This is a genomic window from Chelatococcus daeguensis (assembly GCF_001887265.1).
GTDB classification, from domain to species: domain Bacteria; phylum Pseudomonadota; class Alphaproteobacteria; order Rhizobiales; family Beijerinckiaceae; genus Chelatococcus_A; species Chelatococcus_A sambhunathii.
The window spans coordinates 1,759,111-1,776,460 of the sequence record NZ_CP018095.1; the positions used below are offsets into that span (position 1 = coordinate 1,759,111).

Here is a 17,350-nt window from a genome sequence, read left to right on the forward strand (position 1 = left end):
TTCCTGCTTGGTGGAACCATCGCGTCAGACCGCAGCCCGCCGTCGGGCGGCGGTGTCTGCCACGGCCCGGCGGAGGAAGGCTAGGGCAACCGCCGCTAGCGACCTCATGCAGCCTTGTCCCAGGCAGGCGCCCAGGAGGGATCGATCATGCGCCCGTCGGGCCGGGCGAGCCCGCTGATCCGCGCCACCTCGTCCTCGTCGAGCGCGAAGTCGAAGATGTCGATGTTCTGCGCGATGCGCTCGCGATTGGCGGATTTCGGGATGGCGACGACCCCCGGCTGCTGGACGTGCCAGCGCAGCACGACCTGGGCCGGCGTCCTGCCGTGCCGCTCGGCGACCTCGACCACCGCGCGCTCGTCAAGCAACTGGCCCCGTCCGAGCGGGCAATAGGCCGTGAAGGCAAGGCCGTGACGGCGGCAGGCATCGAGAACCTTCGACTGGTCGAGGTAGGGGTGATACTCGCACTGGTTGGCGACCAGGGGCTCGTCCGAGCGCGCCACCGCCTCGTCGAGCAGCGCGACGGGGAAGTTGGAGACACCGATGTGGCGCGTGAGCCCGTCGCGCCTCGCCCGGCCGAGCGCCTTGATCGTCTCCTTGAGCGGGATGCTGGCATTCGGCCAGTGGATGAGCAGCAGGTCGACCGCATCGAGGCCGAGGCGTCTGAGGCTGGCCTCGGCCGAGCGCATCAGATTGCTCTCGGACAGGTCCTCGTACCAGACCTTCGTCGTCACGAACAGCTTGTCGCGGGAGATGCCGGAGGCGCGGATGCCTTGTCCCACCGCCTCCTCGTTGCCGTAGCGGGCGGCGGTGTCGATGTGGCGGTAGCCCGCCTCGATCGCCCACTGCACGGCGGCGATGCAGGCGTCATTCGTTGCTTCCCAGGTGCCGAGCCCGAGAGCGGGAATGGCGGCGCCATTGGCTTCGACGAGCGGAGCTGTCATGCGGATTACCTCGTTCGTTGGGACGTCGGTTGCCGGGCCAGCCGCGGACGCAACTCAGCCGGCGGCCTTGCTGTTGCGCAGCGCCTCGGCCTGGGCATAGAAGCGCTTTTCCCACTCTTTGTGATTGTCGAGCCCCTCGCGGATGAAAGGCGTGAAGACCGCGATGTTGAGCAGCAGCCAGTTGACGAGGTTCGCCGGGAAGCGCAGCGGCTTGACGAAATCGACGAAGAGCACGACGCGCGTCTTGTCCGTGTGGTTCCAGGCCTCGTGGTTGTAGGCGTCGTCGAAGACGAGCGCCTTGCCCTCTTCCCAGTGGCAGATCTGCTTGTCGACGCGGATGGCGAGCTTGTCGCGCGGCTCGGGCACGATGAGGCCAAGGTGCAGGCGCAGCACGCCGTTGTAGGGCCCGCGATGCGCCGGCAGGTGCTTGCCGGGCTCGAAGATGGAGAACATCGCCGTCTTGAGGCCCGGGATCTTCTGCACGATGCGCCAGGTCTCGGGGCACTGCCTGATGTTCTGCTCTGACGTGAGGCCGTAGCCGGCGAGGAAGAAGGTCTTCCACCCCGTGTCCGTGCTGATGGTCTTCACGTCCGTGGAGATGTCCTGGAAGGAGGGCAGGTCCGCCTGGCGCACCAGGACCTTCTCCAGCTCGGCGCGGATGAGGGGCCACTCGCGCTCGATCTCGGCCACCCAGGGAAAGGTGGCGTTGTCGTAGACGGGCGGGTTGCCGACCTTGGAATATTTGAGGTTGAGCTTCTCGGCCCAGGCGACGATGCCCATGAGCACGCGCGTGACGAGGCTCGGCCGGTCCATCGGAGCGATGCCCTCGGTGCCGAAGGTTTGTGTCGCGCCGCCGGCCGTGGCCGTGGGATTGTGGGCTTCCTGCTTCAAAGTTCCTGCTCCCGCTCCTGGGTGCCCCGCGCATATGGTCTTGCGGTTTCAACCGCGCTCAACCGTAGTTAGCTAATGATAGCCGCCGACGGCCGCAACGGTCCTGGATGCGATCCTATCGCCCACTCCATGCAAGAGAAGCGGGGTCGACAGCAGATTGGAGCCGTTCGAAACAGCAGCGAGCGCGCGCGCCCGTCACTGCGGCCGCGGGCAGTTCGATTGTCGGCGATGGCGATTTTATGGCGGGAGAGCTGCGCGCTGATGCAGGCTGAAGATCAACCAATACTTTTGAAAGCACCATCACTAGTTCGAAAGCGCTCGTGGTCCACTCTGCAAGGTCATGGCTGGGCTCGTCCCGGCCATCCACGTCTTTGACGTTGTTCTTTTTCTTAAAAGCGTGAATGCCCGCGACAAGTGCGGGCATGACACGGGGAGCCGTCGCACGTCATGGCCGATTGCAGCGCCGCGGTTATGATTCGCGCCCGCCGGCGGTTACTTCGTCTTCTCGAACAGCTCGCGGCCGATGAGCATGCGGCGGATCTCGCTGGTGCCAGCGCCGATCTCGTAGAGCTTGGCGTCGCGCAGCAGGCGGCCCGTCGCGTAGTCGTTGATGTAGCCGTTGCCGCCGAGAAGCTGGATGGCATCGAGGGCGCATTGCGTCGCCTTCTCGGCGGCATAGAGAATGGCGCCGGCCGCGTCCTCGCGCGTCGTCTCGCCCCTGTCGCATGCCCTGGCCACGGCATAGACGTAGGCCTTGCAGGCGTTCATCGTCACGTACATGTCGGCAAGCTTGCCCTGAACGAGCTGAAACGAGCCGATCGGCTGACCGAACTGCTTGCGCTCGTGGACATAGGGCATGACGACGTCGAGGCAGGCCTGCATGATGCCGAGCGGCCCGGCCGCCAGCACCACGCGCTCGTAGTCGAGGCCGGACATGAGCACGTTGACGCCCTTGCCGACCGTGCCGAGCACGTTTTCCTCCGGCACCTCGCAATCCTCGAACACGAGCTCGCAGGTGTCGGAGCCGCGCATGCCGAGCTTGTCGAGCTTCTGGGCAGTGGAGAAGCCTTTCATGCCCTTCTCGACGAGGAAGGCTGTGATGCCGCGCGGCCCGGCCTCGGGGTCCGTCTTGGCATAGACGACGAGCGTCTCTGCGACGGGCCCATTGGTGATCCACATCTTGTTGCCGTTGAGGACGTAGCGGTCGCCGCGCTTTTCCGCTCGCGTCTTCATCGAGACGACGTCGGAGCCGGCGCCGGGCTCGGACATCGCCAGCGCGCCGACATGCTCGCCCGAGATGAGCTTGGGCAGGTAGCGACGCTTCTGCTCGGCCGTGCCGTTGCGGCGGATCTGGTTGACGCAGAGGTTGGAATGGGCGCCGTAGCTGAGGCCGACGGAGGCAGAGGCGCGCGAGACTTCCTCCATGGCCACGCAATGTTCCAGATAACCGAGGCCGGCGCCGCCGAATTCCTCCTCCACGGTGATGCCGTGCAGGCCGAGCGCGCCCATCTCGGGCCACAGGTCGCGCGGGAAGGTGTTGGTGCGGTCGATCTCCTCGGCGCGCGGGGCGATCTTGTCCTGCGCGAAGGCGTGTACCGTCTCGCGGATGGCGTCGGCCGTCTCGCCGAGGTCGAAGTTGAAGTCCTGCGGACGGTTGCTGAGCATGGCGGCTTCCTCCTCTCGTCTTAAATCCCTTATACGCGTTTGGGAGGAACCCTGTCAGCGCATGCTGCCGTGCGTCGATGCCAAGCCGGTGCCTCGGCCCCGCGCACACCCATTAGCCCGTCGTTAAGCGAGAGCGGCTAGCCTCGAGGTCATCCTTGTGCCGAAAGCCCCCGGAGCGCCCTTGCAACCGTCCCCGCAGCATCTCGAGCCGAAGGCTCCCGCGGGATGGCGCCGCGCGGCGCAAAGGCTGGCCTCGCGTCAGGTGCTATCGGCGGCGACCACGCTCGCCATTCGCGTCGCCTCGGCGGGGATCGGGTACGTGGTGCAATTCGCGCTGGCACGGGCCCTCGGCGCGTCCGAATACGGCATCTTCGCCTTGGCGTGGCTTTGGGTGACGATCGGCGGTTTCGCCGGCTGCTTCGGCTTCAGTCAGACGGTGGTGCGCTTCCTGCCGCGCTACCGGCAGAAGGGCGACATGGCCCTGCACGACGCCTTCCTCACCGTCGGGCGGCGGGTCGTCGCCCTCGTCTCCGGCGTTCTCGCCCTTGTCGGCGCCGCTGTGACGTTTCTTGCCGGCGGCTGGGCCGGCGGGGTTGCGCCCTTCCTCATCGCCGCCGCCTGCGTGCCCGTCTTCGCCTATGCCGACCTGCTCGAGGGCACGGCACGCTCGCGCGGCTGGCTCGGCCTCGCCTTCATCCCGCCCTACATCCTGCGGCAGCTTCTCGTGCTCGGCCTGGTCGCTGGCGTCCATGGCCTCGGCTGGCCGGGCACGGCCGTTACGGCGATGGCGGCCACCTTCGTCGCCCTCGTCATCGCGGCTGCCGTCCAGCACGTCCTTCTCATGCGCCGGCTGCCTCGGGCGGATGGGCCGAAGAAGAACCTGCGCCGTGTGCTGCCGCTATGGCTGCGTTCGGGCGGCCTCCTCTTTCTCGCTGACGGCGCGCGGCTTCTGCGCACCTATGGCGACACCATCGTGCTCGGCGCTTTTCTGCCGCCGGCGGCCGTCGGCATCTATTTTGCCGCGACCCGTGTCGCCTCGGTGCTGGGCTTCGTCGAATATTCGGTCAGTGCCGCAATGGGCTATCGCTTCGCCACCATGGCAGCGAGCGGCGACCGGCATGCGCTCGCGCGCCGCGCGGTCCATGCGGCCATCGTCACGCTGGTGCCGGTGCTCGTCGGCGGCCTCGTGCTGTGGCTCATCGGCGGTTTCGTCCTCGGCCTTTTCGGCGCGGCCTTCGTCGCCGGCACGGCGGTGCTGCCGCTGCTCATCGCCGCGCAGGTGCTCCGCGCCGCGGTCGGGCCGGCCGACGACCTGCTCAACGTGCTCGGGCGCGAGCGCTGGACCTTCGTCGGCCAGCTCGCAGGGCTCGTCGTCAATGTCGCGACGGGGCTCGCCCTGGTGCCGATCCTCGGCATCGTGGGGGCGGGGCTCGCCTCCCTTGCCGCCATGGCGGCGACGACGGCGATCCTCGGCATCGGTGCGTGGCTCCTCCTTGGCGGTCACCTGCGCGCGGCGACGGCCTCGGGCGATGGCGTCGGAACGAGAGGCCAATCGTGATCGGGGAGCAGATCTCAAGAGCATACCAGGTTCGGGGGAAGGGAACGATGAGGATCGCAATTCACGGGAGCGTGCATCCACCCAATGCCACCTATCGCTGCGTCATGACCACGGTGGCGGACCTGCTGCCGCATCGCGAGGCCTGGGAGCGGCTGGCGAAGTCGGCGATCGAGCCCAATCCGTTCTACGAGCCGGACGCCTTGCTGGCGGCCGCCCGCCATCTCGAGGGGGGCACGCTCTGGGTCGTCGCCATCTGGCGCGACGGGAGGGAAGGGGGCGAGCTCGCCGGGCTGTTCCCGTTGCAGTTCGGCGCGCTCAGGCAGGGCGTCCTCTGGCCGTTGCCGAGCCTCTACGTCAACCATATGTTCTCCGCCACCAGCGCGCCCCTGATCTGCGAAAGCGATCCGGAAGGCGTGTGGGAGGCTTTCCTCGGCGATCTCGGCAACCTCTGCCGGGGCGGCGCGGTCCTCAAGTGCCCCCGCCTGCCGCGTGGGCGCGGCGTGTCGATCGCACTTGAGAACGTCATGGCCAGGCAGGGCCTCAGTCACGCATGGCTGTACGGATACGCGCGGCCGGCCGTCGAGAGCGACCTTTCCTACGATGCCTATGTTGCTCGCTACTCGTCCAAGAGACGGCGCAACCTGCGCCGCGCCGAGCAGCTTCTGGCATCCCACGGCGATGTGACCTTCCACAGTGTTCCGGGGCCGGGCCCCGAGGCGGCGCGCGCCTATGCGGATTTCCTCGCCCTCGAGGTGGCCGGCTGGAAGGGAGCCGCGGGCACCGCCCTTGCCAAGAGCGAAGCCACTCAAGGGTTCGGCGAGCGCCTGTTCGGGCCGCAGCGCGTCACCGATGGCGTCGCCTTCGATGTTCTGGCCGTCGCCGGCCGGGCCGTGGCGATCAACGTCAATCTGGTGCGTAGCGGCGTCGTCTATGCCGCCAAGAGCGCCTATGACGAGAGCTTCTCGCAGGCGAGCCCGGGCACGCTGCTCGATCTTCACCTCCTGCGCCGCACGCTGGACGAGAAGGCTTATACGCGGCTCGATTCCTGCGCCCAGCCCAACCATCCGCTCGCCGCCTACTGGCTGGAGGAGCAGGAGGTCGGTGCCGTGTTCCTCGCCACGACGGCGAGCACGCCGCGCTGGTATTTCGACATGATGCTCCTCACCGTGCGCCAGACACGGCGTCTGCGCGAGCAGGCGAGGGAGCTGATCGAGCGCTTCTGGCAGTAGGCGACGGAAGACGGGCCGGTGCCCCGGCCCGCGAGCGCCCGCCGGCCGGTCCTCAGAGCTCGCCCTTCTTGAACTTCTCCCACATGTCGGCCGTGCCGTAGAAGGCGTTGCGATCGACGTCGCCCGTCACGCCCGGCACGCGGCCCGTGGTGGTGAACTGCCAGAAGCTCCAGCGCCGATTGTTGTAGCGTTCCTCCGGCTCGGCGGCGACGGAGCGCAGCCAGAAGTGATAGCCGGGCAGCTCGTTCTCCAGCACCTCCTGGTGGAAGGTGATGTCGGTGTAGATGATGGGCCGCTTGCCGGTATGCGCCTCGAGCTCGGCCAGCATCAGCCGGATCTTTTCGAGCGCGACCTCGCGCGGCACCTTCTGCGGGCAGGTCTTGGAATGGCCGTTCCACTCGACGTCGAGGACGGGCGGCAGCGCGTCCGGGTCGTTCGGTATGTGCTGGCGGAACCACTGCGCCTGCTCGTGTGCCGGACGGCACCAGTAGACGAAGTGATAGGCGCCGCGCGGGATACCGGCCGCACGCGCTCCCGCCCAGTTCTTGTAGAAGCTCGGGTCGATGTGGTCGCCACCCTCGGTCGCCTTGATGAAGACGAATTGCGTGCCGGCGCGCCGCACGGCCGCCCAGTCGATATCGCCCTGCCAGCGGGAGACGTCGATCCCCTGGATCGGGTAGCGATGCGCCTTGGCGACGCCTGGATGCGGCTTGCGGTCACCCTTGTCGGGATAGAACGTGTCGATCGAGGAGCAGGCGACGAGGGCGAGGGCGACGAGGGAGGTGACGGCGAGGCGGCGGAGCATCGGGCGGCGGGCGCTCATTGGAAGGGACATGCCGCGACGATTCGTTTCAATAGATTGACGAACCCTTTACGAAAGCCCGAACCACAGGGTGGCGATCCCCAAAAAGGCGAAGAACCCGATCACGTCCGTCGTCGTCGTCACGAAGGGGCCTGACGATACGGCGGGGTCGACCCCGAGCCGATTCAGGGTCAGCGGGATGAGGATGCCGCCCAGCGCCGCCACCGACAAGACGGTGAGGATGGCGAGGCCGATGACGAAGCCGAGGTCGCGGATGCCGAACCACACCACGGCCACCGTGCCGAGGATGATGGCAAAGCCCACGCCGTTGCAGATGCCGACCGCGACCTCGCGGCGGATGATGCGCCAGGTGTTGGAGCGGCGCAGCTCTTGTGTGGCAAGCGCGCGCACCGTCACCGTCATCGTCTGGGTGCCGGCATTGCCGCCGATGGAGGCGACGATCGGCATCAGGACGGCAAGCACAACCATCTGCTGGATCGAGCCCTCGAACAGGTGGATGACGTTGGCGGCCACGATGGCCGTGACGAGATTGGCAAAGAGCCAGGGAAAACGGCTGCGCACCGTGTACCAGATGGTGTCCGACAGCTCCTCGTCGCCCTTGACGCCGCCGAGTGCCTTCAAATCCTCGTCCGCCTCCTCCTCGATGACGTCAACGATGTCATCGACCATCATCACACCGACGAGGCGCTTGGCCTCGTCGACGACGGCGCAGGAGACGAGGTTGTAGCGCTGGAACAGCCGTGCCGCCTTCTCCTGGTCGTCGGTCGCCTCGATGAGATGCTGGTCCTCGTTCATGATGTCGCTGATCTTCACCGGGCGCTTGGTGCGCAGGAGACGGTCGAGCGGCACCGTGCCGATCAGCTGGTAGGCGGGGTCGACGACGAAAATTTCATAGAAGGTGTCGGGCAGGTCCTCGGTCTCGCGCATGTAGTCGATGGTCTGCCCCACCGTCCAGAAGGGCGGCACGGCGATGAACTCCGTCTGCATGCGCCGCCCGGCCGAATCCTCCGGATAGTCCAGCGAGCGCTGCAGCGCCACGCGCTCGGGCGGCGGCAACTGCTCGAGAACCTCGGCCTTGTCGGCCTCGTCGAGATCCTCGAGGATGTAGACGGCATCATCGACGTCGAGCTCGCGCACCCCCTCGGCGATATTGGCGTTGGGGATGCTCTCGAGCAGTTCTTCGCGGATCGCGTCGTCGACTTCGGTGAGGGCTGCGAAGTCGAAATCGCTGCCGAGCAGCGCGACGAGCCGCGGGCGGTCGTCATAGTCGAGCGCCTCGATGAGGGCGCCCAGATCGGCCTCGTGGAGCGGGGCGGCGAGGCGGCGCAGATTCTCGGCATTGCCATCGGCAATGGCCTCGGAGACGCTCGCCAGGAAGGTCGGATTGACGTTGCCTTCCTCGTCCCGGAACGCGAGCGCCTCGGGCGCCGTCTCGTGCTCGACGTTCACCATGCTGATCCGCCCGCTGTGTGAGGTTCGACGCCCTTCTAGGTGCCGTCCTTGCGGAAGACAACCGCCCACGCGCGGCTTTGTTGCACGATGCCGACGCTGTGGCCCGATCGCCTCAGGGGCGAAGACGAAGTCTCACAGGCCGAGCTGCGGCCCGCGCGGCGCCGTGCCGCCGACGACGAGCACCCAATAGTCGCGCCCGCCCGCCCGGGCGTGGGCAAAGCCGATGTGGGAGGCGGGGTTCTGTAGCATGTTGCGGCGGTGCTCCGCCGAACGGCGCCAGTCGTCCATCACCTCGTCGAGCGAGCGCTGCCCCATCGCGATGTTCTCCGCCCCGTGCGTAAAGCGTTGCCCGGTGCCGTTCATGCGGCTCCAGAACGAGCCGGCGGCATCATGCGAGAGCACGTCCTTCTCTGCCATGGCGCGGGCCTGCTGCCGCGCCGCCGCATTGAGCGTCTCGTCGGGCATCACCGGCCCCAGGCCACTTGCGGCCCGGAAGCGCGAAACGGCCCCGGCCGCGGCCGGGGCAGCTTCGGAAGAGATCAAATCGACACTCTGGCGCCTGGCGCCCGCCAGAGTGCAGGCACCGAGCGCCAGGGCGAGCGAAACGAGGAGGACAGGGGTTTTCATGAAGGTTTTCGGCAGGTGGGACAGCGCCTTGTCCGCCCCGCTCCCGGCGGAAATATGGCGCGAGACGCCCATGATGCCGCGGCCGCGGCCATTTTCCGTTCAAAGAGGGCCGGAAAACTCCGGCTCTTCCGGCGCTGCTGCTTGCCCGTCTGGCTGCGGGACGTTTCGCTGGTCCTCACATGCGGAAGACGCCGAAGCGCGTTTCCTCCACCGGGGCATTGAGGCAGGCCGAGAAGGCGAGACCCAAGACGCGGCGTGTCTCGGAAGGCAGGATGATACCGTCATCCCACAGGCGGGCGGTGGCGTAGTAGGGGCTGCCTTCCTCCTCGTAGCGTTCGCGGACGGGCGCCTTGAAGGCCTCCTCGTCCTCGGCGCTCCACGATTTGCCCTCGGCCTCGATGTTGTCGCGCCGGACGGTGGCGAGCACGCTCGCCGCCTGCTCGCCACCCATCACCGAGATGCGGCTGTTGGGCCAGGAGAAGAGGAAGCGCGGCGAATAGGCTCGCCCGCACATGCCGTAGTTGCCGGCGCCGAAGGAGCCGCCGACGAGCACTGTGATCTTGGGCACGCGGGCGCAGGCCACCGCCGTGACGAGCTTCGCCCCATCCTTGGCAATGCCGCCGGCCTCGTACTGGCGTCCCACCATGAAGCCGGAGATGTTCTGCAGGAAGAGGAGCGGAATGCGCCGCTGACAGCACAATTCGATGAAATGGGCGCCCTTGAGCGCCGATTCGGAAAAGAGAATGCCGTTGTTGGCGATGATGCCGACGGGAATGCCCCAGATACGGGCGAAGCCGGTTACCAGCGTCGTGCCGTAGAGGCGCTTGAATTCGTCGAAGTCGGAACCGTCGACGAGCCGGGCGATGACCTCGCGGATGTCATACTGCTTCTTGAGGTCGGTGGGCACGAGGCCCTCGAGCTCGGCCGGGTCGTAGACGGGCTCGGCCGGCGTCGTCAGGGCGATGTCGCTCCTCTTCACCGTATTGAGGTTGGCGACGATGCGGCGGGCGAGCGCCAGGGCATGCACGTCGTCCACCGCATAGTGGTCGGCGACGCCGGACTGGCGGGCGTGCACGTCGGCCCCGCCGAGATCCTCGGCCGAGACGACCTCGCCGGTCGCAGCCTTCACCAGCGGCGGGCCGCCGAGGAAAATGGTGCCCTGCCGGCGCACAATGATGGTCTCGTCGGACATGGCGGGCACATAGGCGCCGCCGGCCGTGCACGAGCCCATGACGACGGCGATCTGCGGGATGCCAAGCGAGGACAGCGTCGCCTGATTGTAGAAGATGCGGCCGAAATGCTCCCGGTCGGGGAATACCTCGGTCTGGTGCGGAAGGTTGGCGCCGCCTGAGTCGACCAGGTAGATGCAGGGCAGTCTGTTCTCGCGCGCAATCTCCTGCGCGCGCAGGTGCTTCTTCACCGTCATCGGATAGTAGGTGCCGCCCTTGATGGTCGAATCGTTGCAAACGATCATGACCTCGCGGCCCTCGACCCGGCCGATGCCGGCGATCAGTCCGGCCCCGTGGATGGCATCGCCATACATGCCGAAGGCCGCGAGCGGCGCGATTTCAAGGAAGGGCGAACCGGCATCGATGAGACGCATGACGCGCTCGCGCGGCAGGAGCTTGCCGCGCGCCAGATGCCGCTCGCGTGCCTTCGCCGGCCCGCCGGCCGCTACGGCGGCTCGCCGGGCGTCGAGTTCCGCCCGGAGCTCGGCCCAGGCAGCGGCATTGGCGCGAAAATCGGCGGATGTCGAATCGATCGCGCTCTCGATGGCCGGCACGCGTCCCTCCCCAACAGCTATTCGCCCGCGTTGCGGGCCGTTGCGCGGACTATGGCGCTGTGCCCGCCATCCGGCAACGTGCGCCGATACCAAGGCGCATTTGGAGAGGGTGTTTCCGGGATTGACGAGCGGGCCGGCTTCAGGCCGGAACGGGAATGGCCGGCCCGAAGATGTCTTCGAAGCTCGCCCTGAGCGCGGCATCCACCTCCGGCATGGTGACGGGAATGCCGAGATCGACGAGGCTCGTGACGCCGTGCTGGCGCACGCCGCAGGGCACGATGCCGGAGAAATGCGAAAGGTCCGGCTCGACGTTGAGGCTGATGCCGTGAAAGGTGACCCAGCGGCGCACGCGGATGCCGATGGCGGCGATCTTGTCCTCGACGGCCGGCCCCCTCTCAGGGCGACGCACCCAGACGCCGACACGGTCCTCGCGCCGCTCGCCGCGCACGTTGAAGCCGTCGAGCGTGGCGATCAGCCAGGCCTCCAGGGCCGCGACGAAGGCCCGAAGATCGGGCGTGCGCCGCGAGAGGTCGAGCATGACATAGGCGACGCGCTGGCCGGGCCCGTGATAGGTGAACTGGCCGCCGCGGCCGGAGCGGAAGACGGGGAAACGCCCCGGCTCGACGAGATCGGCGTCGTTGGCCGAGGTCCCAGCGGTATAGAGCGGCGGATGCTCCAGGAGCCAGACGCATTCGGGTGCTTCGCCTGCCGCGATCGCCGCGACGCGGGTCTCCATGGCCGCCACGGCCTCCTCGTAGCCGACACGGCCGTCGCTGATGCGCCACTCCACGGGCGGCGCGCCCGCCTGCGGCAGCATCAGTCCGCCCAACTCGTCTCTCGCCTTCAGCAACGAAGTCGTCCCCATCCCGTGGCAAGCCGACGCGACCGCGCGGCTCCGCCGCAGAAAGTGGGGCGGGATTTGGCGTTCGACAAGTTCGAAAGTGGCGGCACGGCCCCGTAACCCCGACGGAGTGCCCGAAGAGCCAGGGAAACGACGGAGCAGGCGTCGGCCGGGACGGGGCCTCTGCGGTGCTGCGAGGCGTTTTGCACAGGCCGCAATGGGGTACTTGTGGAGCCGACACCGATCTGTTACATCCCAGCCCGCTTCCGGAGACGGGCGTCTCCATGAAGCGGTTGCGGTCGTGGCGGAACTGGTAGACGCGCTACCTTGAGGTGGTAGTTCCGAGAGGAGTGGAGGTTCGAGTCCTCTCGACCGCACCATGATTTCGAGCCGGTGGCTCCAAAACGGCGATCCCCTGCGGGATCGCCGTTTTGCTTTGTGACTCGGCATGTCCATGCCAGTTCGAGGCAGCCTCGTAGCATTCCCTCTCCACATTGCCGGCATGCCGCCCGTCGGCCTCCACATTGCCGCAGGCACGGGCTAGTCTTTCCCCATTAAACCGGTTCAGATCGGACCAGCGCCGCGGGGCGGCCGGGGACAGGGAGACGTCGCATGGCATCGAAGGGCAAGGTGGCACTCATCACGGGGGCGGGCTCCGGCGTCGGGCGGGGGGTGGCGCTCGCCTTCCTGAAGGACGGCTACAGCGTCGTCCTCGCCGGCCGCCGCAAGGAGGCGCTGGAAGAGACGATCCGCCTCGCGGGCGCCCCCGCCGAGCAGGCGCTGGCCGTTTCGACGGATGTGACCGATCCGGCGTCCGTCAAGGCTCTCTTCGCCGCCTGCAAGGAGCGTTTCGGGCGGCTCGATGTGCTGTTCAACAATGCCGGCGTCTCGGCGCCCGGCCTGCCGCTCGAGGATCTCACCTTCGAGCAGTGGAAGGCGGTGGTGGATACGAATCTCACCGGGCCTTTCCTGTGCACGCAGGAGGCCTTCAGGATCATGAAGGATCAGAACCCGCGTGGCGGACGTATCATCAACAACGGTTCCATCTCGGCCTATGCGCCGCGGCCCAATTCCGCGCCCTATACGGCGACGAAGCACGCGATCTCCGGTCTCACGCGCTCGACCTCGCTCGACGGGCGCAAATACGACATCGCCTGCGGGCAGATCGACATCGGCAATGCGGCGACCGACATGGCCGCCAAGATGGCCGAAGGCGTGCCACAGGCGGACGGCTCCATCAGGAAGGAGCCGCTGATGGACGTGGCCCACGTGGCCAATGCGGTGCTGCACATGGCGAGCCTGCCGCTCGAGGCCAATGTCCTCTTCATGACCGTGATGGCGACGAAGATGCCTTTCGTCGGCCGCGGCTGAGGCGGCACGGGGCCCGTTGTACCCACCGGGGGCTTCCCGCGGCGGGCGGGGCAGGGTAAGCGGAGGCGTCCGTTTGTCTGACCCTCAGGAGTGAACATGTCTTCGATCGAACGCATCGGCGTCGGCCCACGCATGAGCGAGGCGGTGGCCTACGGTAATCTCGTCTTTCTCTCGGGTGAGGTCGCCGACGACACCTCGCAGGACACGGCCGGCCAGACCCGCCAGATCCTCGCCCAGATCGACGAGACGCTGAAGAAGGCTGGTACCGACAAGACCAAGATCCTCAAGGCCAACATCTGGCTGGCCGACATGGCCGATTTCGCCAAGATGAACGAGGTGTGGGACGCCTGGGTGCCGCAGGGCAATACGCCGGCCCGCGCCACCGTTGAGGCCAAGCTCGCGACGCCGGCCTACAGGGTCGAGATCATGGTGGTCGCGGCGCGCTGAGCCCGGGCAGCGGCTGAGAGCGAAAGGCGCGGCATCCGGGTGCCGCGCCTTTTCTTCGTGGCGGATCGCCCTTGCCACGGCGGGCAGCTTCATCAGACTGTCAGAATGTCGGGCTATGAGCAGCGCCTCGCCCGGCCCCTCATGGCAGAAGATGCCGCAACCGACCGGAGGCAAGGTGCAGGCCGACGTCGTCCGTCTGAGGCACCGCTACGCCCGGCAGGTCACGATGCGCCTCGTCGTGAGTGACCCGCGGCTTCGCGACGCCTTCGCGGCGGTTCCTCGCGAGCGTTTCCTGGGGCCTGGCCCCTGGCGCCTCGTGACGCCGTTCGGCAGCGAGATGACGCCTGATTCCGATCTGCGGCACGTTTATTCCGACATCGCGATCGAGTGCCAGCCGGTGCGCGGAAGGGATGATGGCGAACCCTCGCGGCACGCCCTTGGCATTGCAGCGCTCGGCCTTCGCGCTGGCCAGACGGTCGCCCACATGGGCTGCGGCACCGGCTATTACAGCGCCGTCATGGCGGAACTCGTGGGCGGAACGGGTCGTGTGGACGCTCATGAGGGCGATCGCGTGCTTGCCGAGCGGGCAAGATCTGCTCTCGCGCCGTGGCCGCAGGCGAGCGTGACGGAAAAGCCATCCGGGCCGTTGCGTGTCTGTGACGCGGTCTATTGCGAGGCGGCCCGAACCGGCCCCGACGAGGCGTGGCTTGCGGCGGTGAAGGACGGTGGGCGGATCGTCTTTCCGCTGACCGATGCCTTCGGGCGCGGCGCGCTCGTCTGCCTGTCGCGACGGGGCGATGTTTTCGCCGTCGCGCCGCTTGCCCGCGTCACCGTCGCGCCACCGGCCTTGCCGGTCAGTGCCGGCGTCGATGGAAGGCTCGCCGAGGCTTCGGCAGCCGGCAGGCTCATGTCCGTCCGGGCTCTGCACCGGGGGGTGCCGTCCGGCTCCGATCCGGCGGTCGCTCTGGGAGACGGCTGGTGGCTGTCTTCGCGCCCGCTTGATCTCTAGCGCAGCCGCCCGGCGCCATACCGACAACTTTTCGTCGATCCGCCGGAACCAACGGCGCCGTTCGGATGTTGATCTGGCGAACGTGGATAGCGAGGCGTGAACATGCATCCACGGTTCGAAAACGGAAAGCACGCGAACCAGGCCGACCTGAGCGCGTACGCCCATGGCGGCGTTGCGTGCAGGGACCGTGCGTCCTGACGATGGTCGGCAGAAAAGAGGATCTCCGTCATGCGAACCAAGTTCGGTATCACTGTTGCAACCGCAGCCCTGCTGCTGGCCGTGCCGGCGGTCGCGCAGACCACGGCTCCGGCGACGCCCGAGCCGACTCCGCCGGTAACTCAGCCGCAAGCGCCTGGCGCTGCGCCTGAGAGCGCGCCGAGCACGGCGCCGAACATGCAGGGCGGCACGGAAATGAAGGCGCCGGATACATCGGCCGCAGCCCCCGCCATTGGCGCCCCAGCCGGCTTTGTGACTGCCCAGGGCGAGGCCCAGTGGATGGTCTCGAACCTGATGGGCAAGTCGGTGGTCGGCACGGACGACAAGACGATCGGTGAGATCAACGACGTCGTGCTCGATCAGGAAGGCAAGGCCGACGCGGCCGTGATCGGTGTCGGCGGCTTCCTCGGCATTGGCCAGAAGAATGTCGCCATCCCGTTCTCGGAACTGCAGGTGTCGAAGAACGCCGAAGGCGAGGTCGAGAAGATCATGCTGTCGGCCACCCGTGAGCAGCTTGAGCAGGCTCCGGCCTTCAAGACCCTCGCGGACATTCGCTCCGAGCAGGACCGCATGAGCACGGGCTCGACCCGCCCAGCCGATCCGACCGCTCCGCCGGCCACGACGGCGCCCAAGCAGTGAGCGCCGCGTAGCTGAGGGCGCGTGCGGCCGCACGCGTCGGACAAGGCGGCCCGCATATGCGGGCCGCCTTTTTGCGTCCGGCGGGCGTTGCGCCGGTCGGGAGCGCGTCTAGGATGGTCAGAACGGTTGCGGCGAGCGGGGGGAGCGATGTTGCGGGCTGGCTTGAGCGAGCGGGTGACGCAGGGCAGGGGCGCCACGGCGGCGGATGTCGTGGTGCGCGACGTCAGGATGCTCGATCTCGTGACGGGTGATCTCGTCCCGACGGATATCGCGCTCTGCGGCGATACGATCGTCGGGACCTACGATCGTTACGACGGACGCGAGATCATCGAGGGCGGCGGGCGTATTGCCGTTCCCGGCTTCATCGACACCCACTGCCACGTGGAATCCTCGCTCGTGATGCCGCAGGAGTTCGAGCGTTGCGTGCTGCCGCACGGGGTGACGACCGCGATCTGCGATCCGCACGAGATGGCGAACGTGCTCGGTGCCCCGGCCTTCGATTTCTTCCTCGCCTCGGCCGAGCGTATGGCGATGGACCTCTTCGTGCAACTGTCGAGTTGCGTGCCGGCGACGGCACTGGAGACGTCGGGGGCGCGGCTCGACGCCGACGACCTCGTGCCCTACTGGGCCCATCCGAAGGTGATCGGGCTCGCCGAGTTCATGAACTTTCCCGGCGTCCTCGCCCTCGATCCGGCTTGCACGGCCAAGCTGCAGGCCTTCGCCAACGGCCATATCGACGGCCATGCGCCCCTGCTCAGCGCCAAGGATCTCAACGGCTATTGCGCCGCGGGCATCCGCACCGAGCACGAGGCGACGAGCGCGGAAGAGGCACTCGAGAAGATCCGCAAGGGCATGACCGTGCTCATCCGCGAGGGCTCGGTGTCGAAGGACCTGCATGCGCTCGCTCCGCTGCTCACCCTTGCAACGTCGCCGTTTCTCGCCTTCTGCACTGACGACCGCAATCCGCTGGACATCGCGGAGGAGGGGCATATCGACTTCCTCATCCGCAGCGCGATCGCCCTCGGTGTGCCGCCGCTCGCCGCCTATCGCTCCGCCTCGCTGACGGCGGCGGCCGCGTTCGGACTCGTCGACCGTGGCATGATCGCGCCCGGCAGACGGGCGGACATCGTCCTTCTCGACCATCTCGAGGAATGCCGCGTGTCGGACGTCATCGTCGGTGGGCGGCTCGTGCGGCCGGAGCTATTTGCGGAACGTGAGCCGGTGGCGCCGATCGGCCTTGCCAGCATGAAGGCGCGCGAGGTCGCCTCTGCGGACTTCTCCATCGCCGGCACAGCGGGCGAGCGTCCGGTCATCGGCGTCGTCCCCGGCAAGATCATCACGGAGCGGCTGAGCCGGACCATGCCCGAGCGCGACGGCGCCTTGGTTGCCGATCCGTCCGCGGACATCGCCAAGGTCGCGGTCGTCGCCCGCCACGGTCGCAACGACAACATCGGCCTCGGCTTCGTCTCGGGCTTCGGCATGCAGCGCGGGGCCATCGCCTCATCGGTCGGCCACGACAGCCACAACATCTGCGTCGTCGGCGTCGACGACGCCGACATGGCGCTCGCCGTCAACCGGCTCGGCGCCATCCGCGGCGGTTTCGTCGTCGTCGAGGGCGGGGCGGTGCGCGCGGAACTGCCCTTGCCGGTTGCCGGCCTGATGAGCGACCGGCCGTACGAGGAGGTGCATGCCGGCCTCGGTCCCCTGCGCGCAGCGGCCAAGGCGCTCGGCGTGACGCTGCCGGAGCCGTTCCTGCAGGTCGCCTTCCTGCCCCTGCCGGTGATCCCGCATCTCAAGATCAGCGACTTCGGCCTGGTGGACGTGGATAGGATGGAACTGGTGCGGCCGTAGGCAATCG

15 protein-coding genes and 1 tRNA gene are annotated in these 17,350 nt (G+C 67.6%); 8 read left to right on the top strand and 8 right to left on the bottom strand.

Annotation, left to right across the window (positions count from 1 at the left end):
* Positions 1-104: 104 nt before the first annotated feature.
* From BOQ54_RS08440 to BOQ54_RS08450, 3 genes are all read right to left on the bottom strand, one after another.
* Positions 105-941 carry an aldo/keto reductase gene (locus BOQ54_RS08440; RefSeq protein WP_071923700.1) on the bottom strand — a complete coding sequence of 279 codons (837 nt, stop codon included), beginning with the start codon at positions 939-941 and terminating at the stop codon, positions 105-107.
* A 54-nt stretch (positions 942-995) separates the two neighbouring features.
* A complete protein-coding gene (locus BOQ54_RS08445; RefSeq protein ID WP_082831534.1) occupies positions 996-1,832 on the bottom strand; it encodes an aspartyl/asparaginyl beta-hydroxylase domain-containing protein in 837 nt (278 codons plus the stop codon).
* Between the two features lie 492 nt (positions 1,833-2,324).
* The gene (locus BOQ54_RS08450; RefSeq protein ID WP_055458453.1) at positions 2,325-3,497 is read right to left on the bottom strand and encodes an isovaleryl-CoA dehydrogenase; all 1,173 of its coding nucleotides are present in this window, start codon (positions 3,495-3,497) and stop codon (positions 2,325-2,327) included.
* Between the two features lie 262 nt (positions 3,498-3,759).
* Between BOQ54_RS08450 and BOQ54_RS08455 the strand changes: the two genes are divergently transcribed.
* Positions 3,760-5,055 carry an oligosaccharide flippase family protein gene (locus BOQ54_RS08455; protein WP_055458452.1) on the top strand — a complete coding sequence of 432 codons (1,296 nt, stop codon included), beginning with the start codon at positions 3,760-3,762 and terminating at the stop codon, positions 5,053-5,055.
* A 47-nt stretch (positions 5,056-5,102) separates the two neighbouring features.
* The gene (locus tag BOQ54_RS08460) at positions 5,103-6,284 is read left to right on the top strand and encodes a GNAT family N-acetyltransferase (RefSeq protein ID WP_083585935.1); all 1,182 of its coding nucleotides are present in this window, start codon (positions 5,103-5,105) and stop codon (positions 6,282-6,284) included.
* A 52-nt stretch (positions 6,285-6,336) separates the two neighbouring features.
* Here the strand turns inward: BOQ54_RS08460 and BOQ54_RS08465 are convergent, their stop codons facing one another.
* From BOQ54_RS08465 to lipB, 5 genes are all read right to left on the bottom strand, one after another.
* On the bottom strand, positions 6,337-7,119 hold the full coding sequence (locus BOQ54_RS08465; RefSeq protein WP_245316328.1) for a glycoside hydrolase family 25 protein: 783 nt from the start codon (positions 7,117-7,119) through the stop codon (positions 6,337-6,339).
* 36 nt (positions 7,120-7,155) lie between these two features.
* A complete protein-coding gene (gene mgtE / locus BOQ54_RS08470) occupies positions 7,156-8,559 on the bottom strand; it encodes a magnesium transporter (RefSeq protein WP_055458449.1) in 1,404 nt (467 codons plus the stop codon).
* A 132-nt stretch (positions 8,560-8,691) separates the two neighbouring features.
* Complete coding sequence (locus BOQ54_RS08475) at positions 8,692-9,186, bottom strand: CAP domain-containing protein (RefSeq protein ID WP_157672318.1); 495 nt, start codon at positions 9,184-9,186, stop codon at positions 8,692-8,694.
* Between the two features lie 175 nt (positions 9,187-9,361).
* Positions 9,362-10,969: a carboxyl transferase domain-containing protein gene (locus BOQ54_RS08480; RefSeq protein ID WP_071923702.1), complete on the bottom strand. Its 1,608-nt coding sequence runs from the start codon at positions 10,967-10,969 to the stop codon at positions 9,362-9,364.
* 139 nt (positions 10,970-11,108) lie between these two features.
* Positions 11,109-11,786, bottom strand: a complete 678-nt coding sequence (lipB, locus tag BOQ54_RS08485) for a lipoyl(octanoyl) transferase LipB (protein WP_096335188.1) — start codon at positions 11,784-11,786, stop codon at positions 11,109-11,111.
* Between the two features lie 319 nt (positions 11,787-12,105).
* Here lipB and BOQ54_RS08490 point away from each other — a divergent pair.
* The 6 genes from BOQ54_RS08490 to ade all read left to right on the top strand — a co-directional run bounded on the left by BOQ54_RS08490 (position 12,106) and on the right by ade (position 17,343).
* Positions 12,106-12,190, top strand: a tRNA-Leu gene (locus BOQ54_RS08490).
* 232 nt (positions 12,191-12,422) lie between these two features.
* Positions 12,423-13,181, top strand: a complete 759-nt coding sequence (locus BOQ54_RS08495; protein ID WP_055458445.1) for an SDR family oxidoreductase — start codon at positions 12,423-12,425, stop codon at positions 13,179-13,181.
* 96 nt (positions 13,182-13,277) lie between these two features.
* The gene (locus tag BOQ54_RS08500) at positions 13,278-13,628 is read left to right on the top strand and encodes a RidA family protein (RefSeq protein ID WP_055458444.1); all 351 of its coding nucleotides are present in this window, start codon (positions 13,278-13,280) and stop codon (positions 13,626-13,628) included.
* A gap of 115 nt (positions 13,629-13,743) precedes the next feature.
* The gene (locus BOQ54_RS08505) at positions 13,744-14,637 is read left to right on the top strand and encodes a protein-L-isoaspartate O-methyltransferase family protein (RefSeq protein ID WP_083585936.1); all 894 of its coding nucleotides are present in this window, start codon (positions 13,744-13,746) and stop codon (positions 14,635-14,637) included.
* Positions 14,638-14,865: 228 nt separating this feature from the next.
* Positions 14,866-15,492: a PRC-barrel domain-containing protein gene (locus BOQ54_RS08510; protein WP_063186135.1), complete on the top strand. Its 627-nt coding sequence runs from the start codon at positions 14,866-14,868 to the stop codon at positions 15,490-15,492.
* A 147-nt stretch (positions 15,493-15,639) separates the two neighbouring features.
* Positions 15,640-17,343, top strand: coding sequence for an adenine deaminase (gene ade / locus BOQ54_RS08515; RefSeq protein ID WP_096335189.1), 1,704 nt, complete (start codon positions 15,640-15,642; stop codon positions 17,341-17,343).
* Positions 17,344-17,350: the final 7 nt, after the last annotated feature.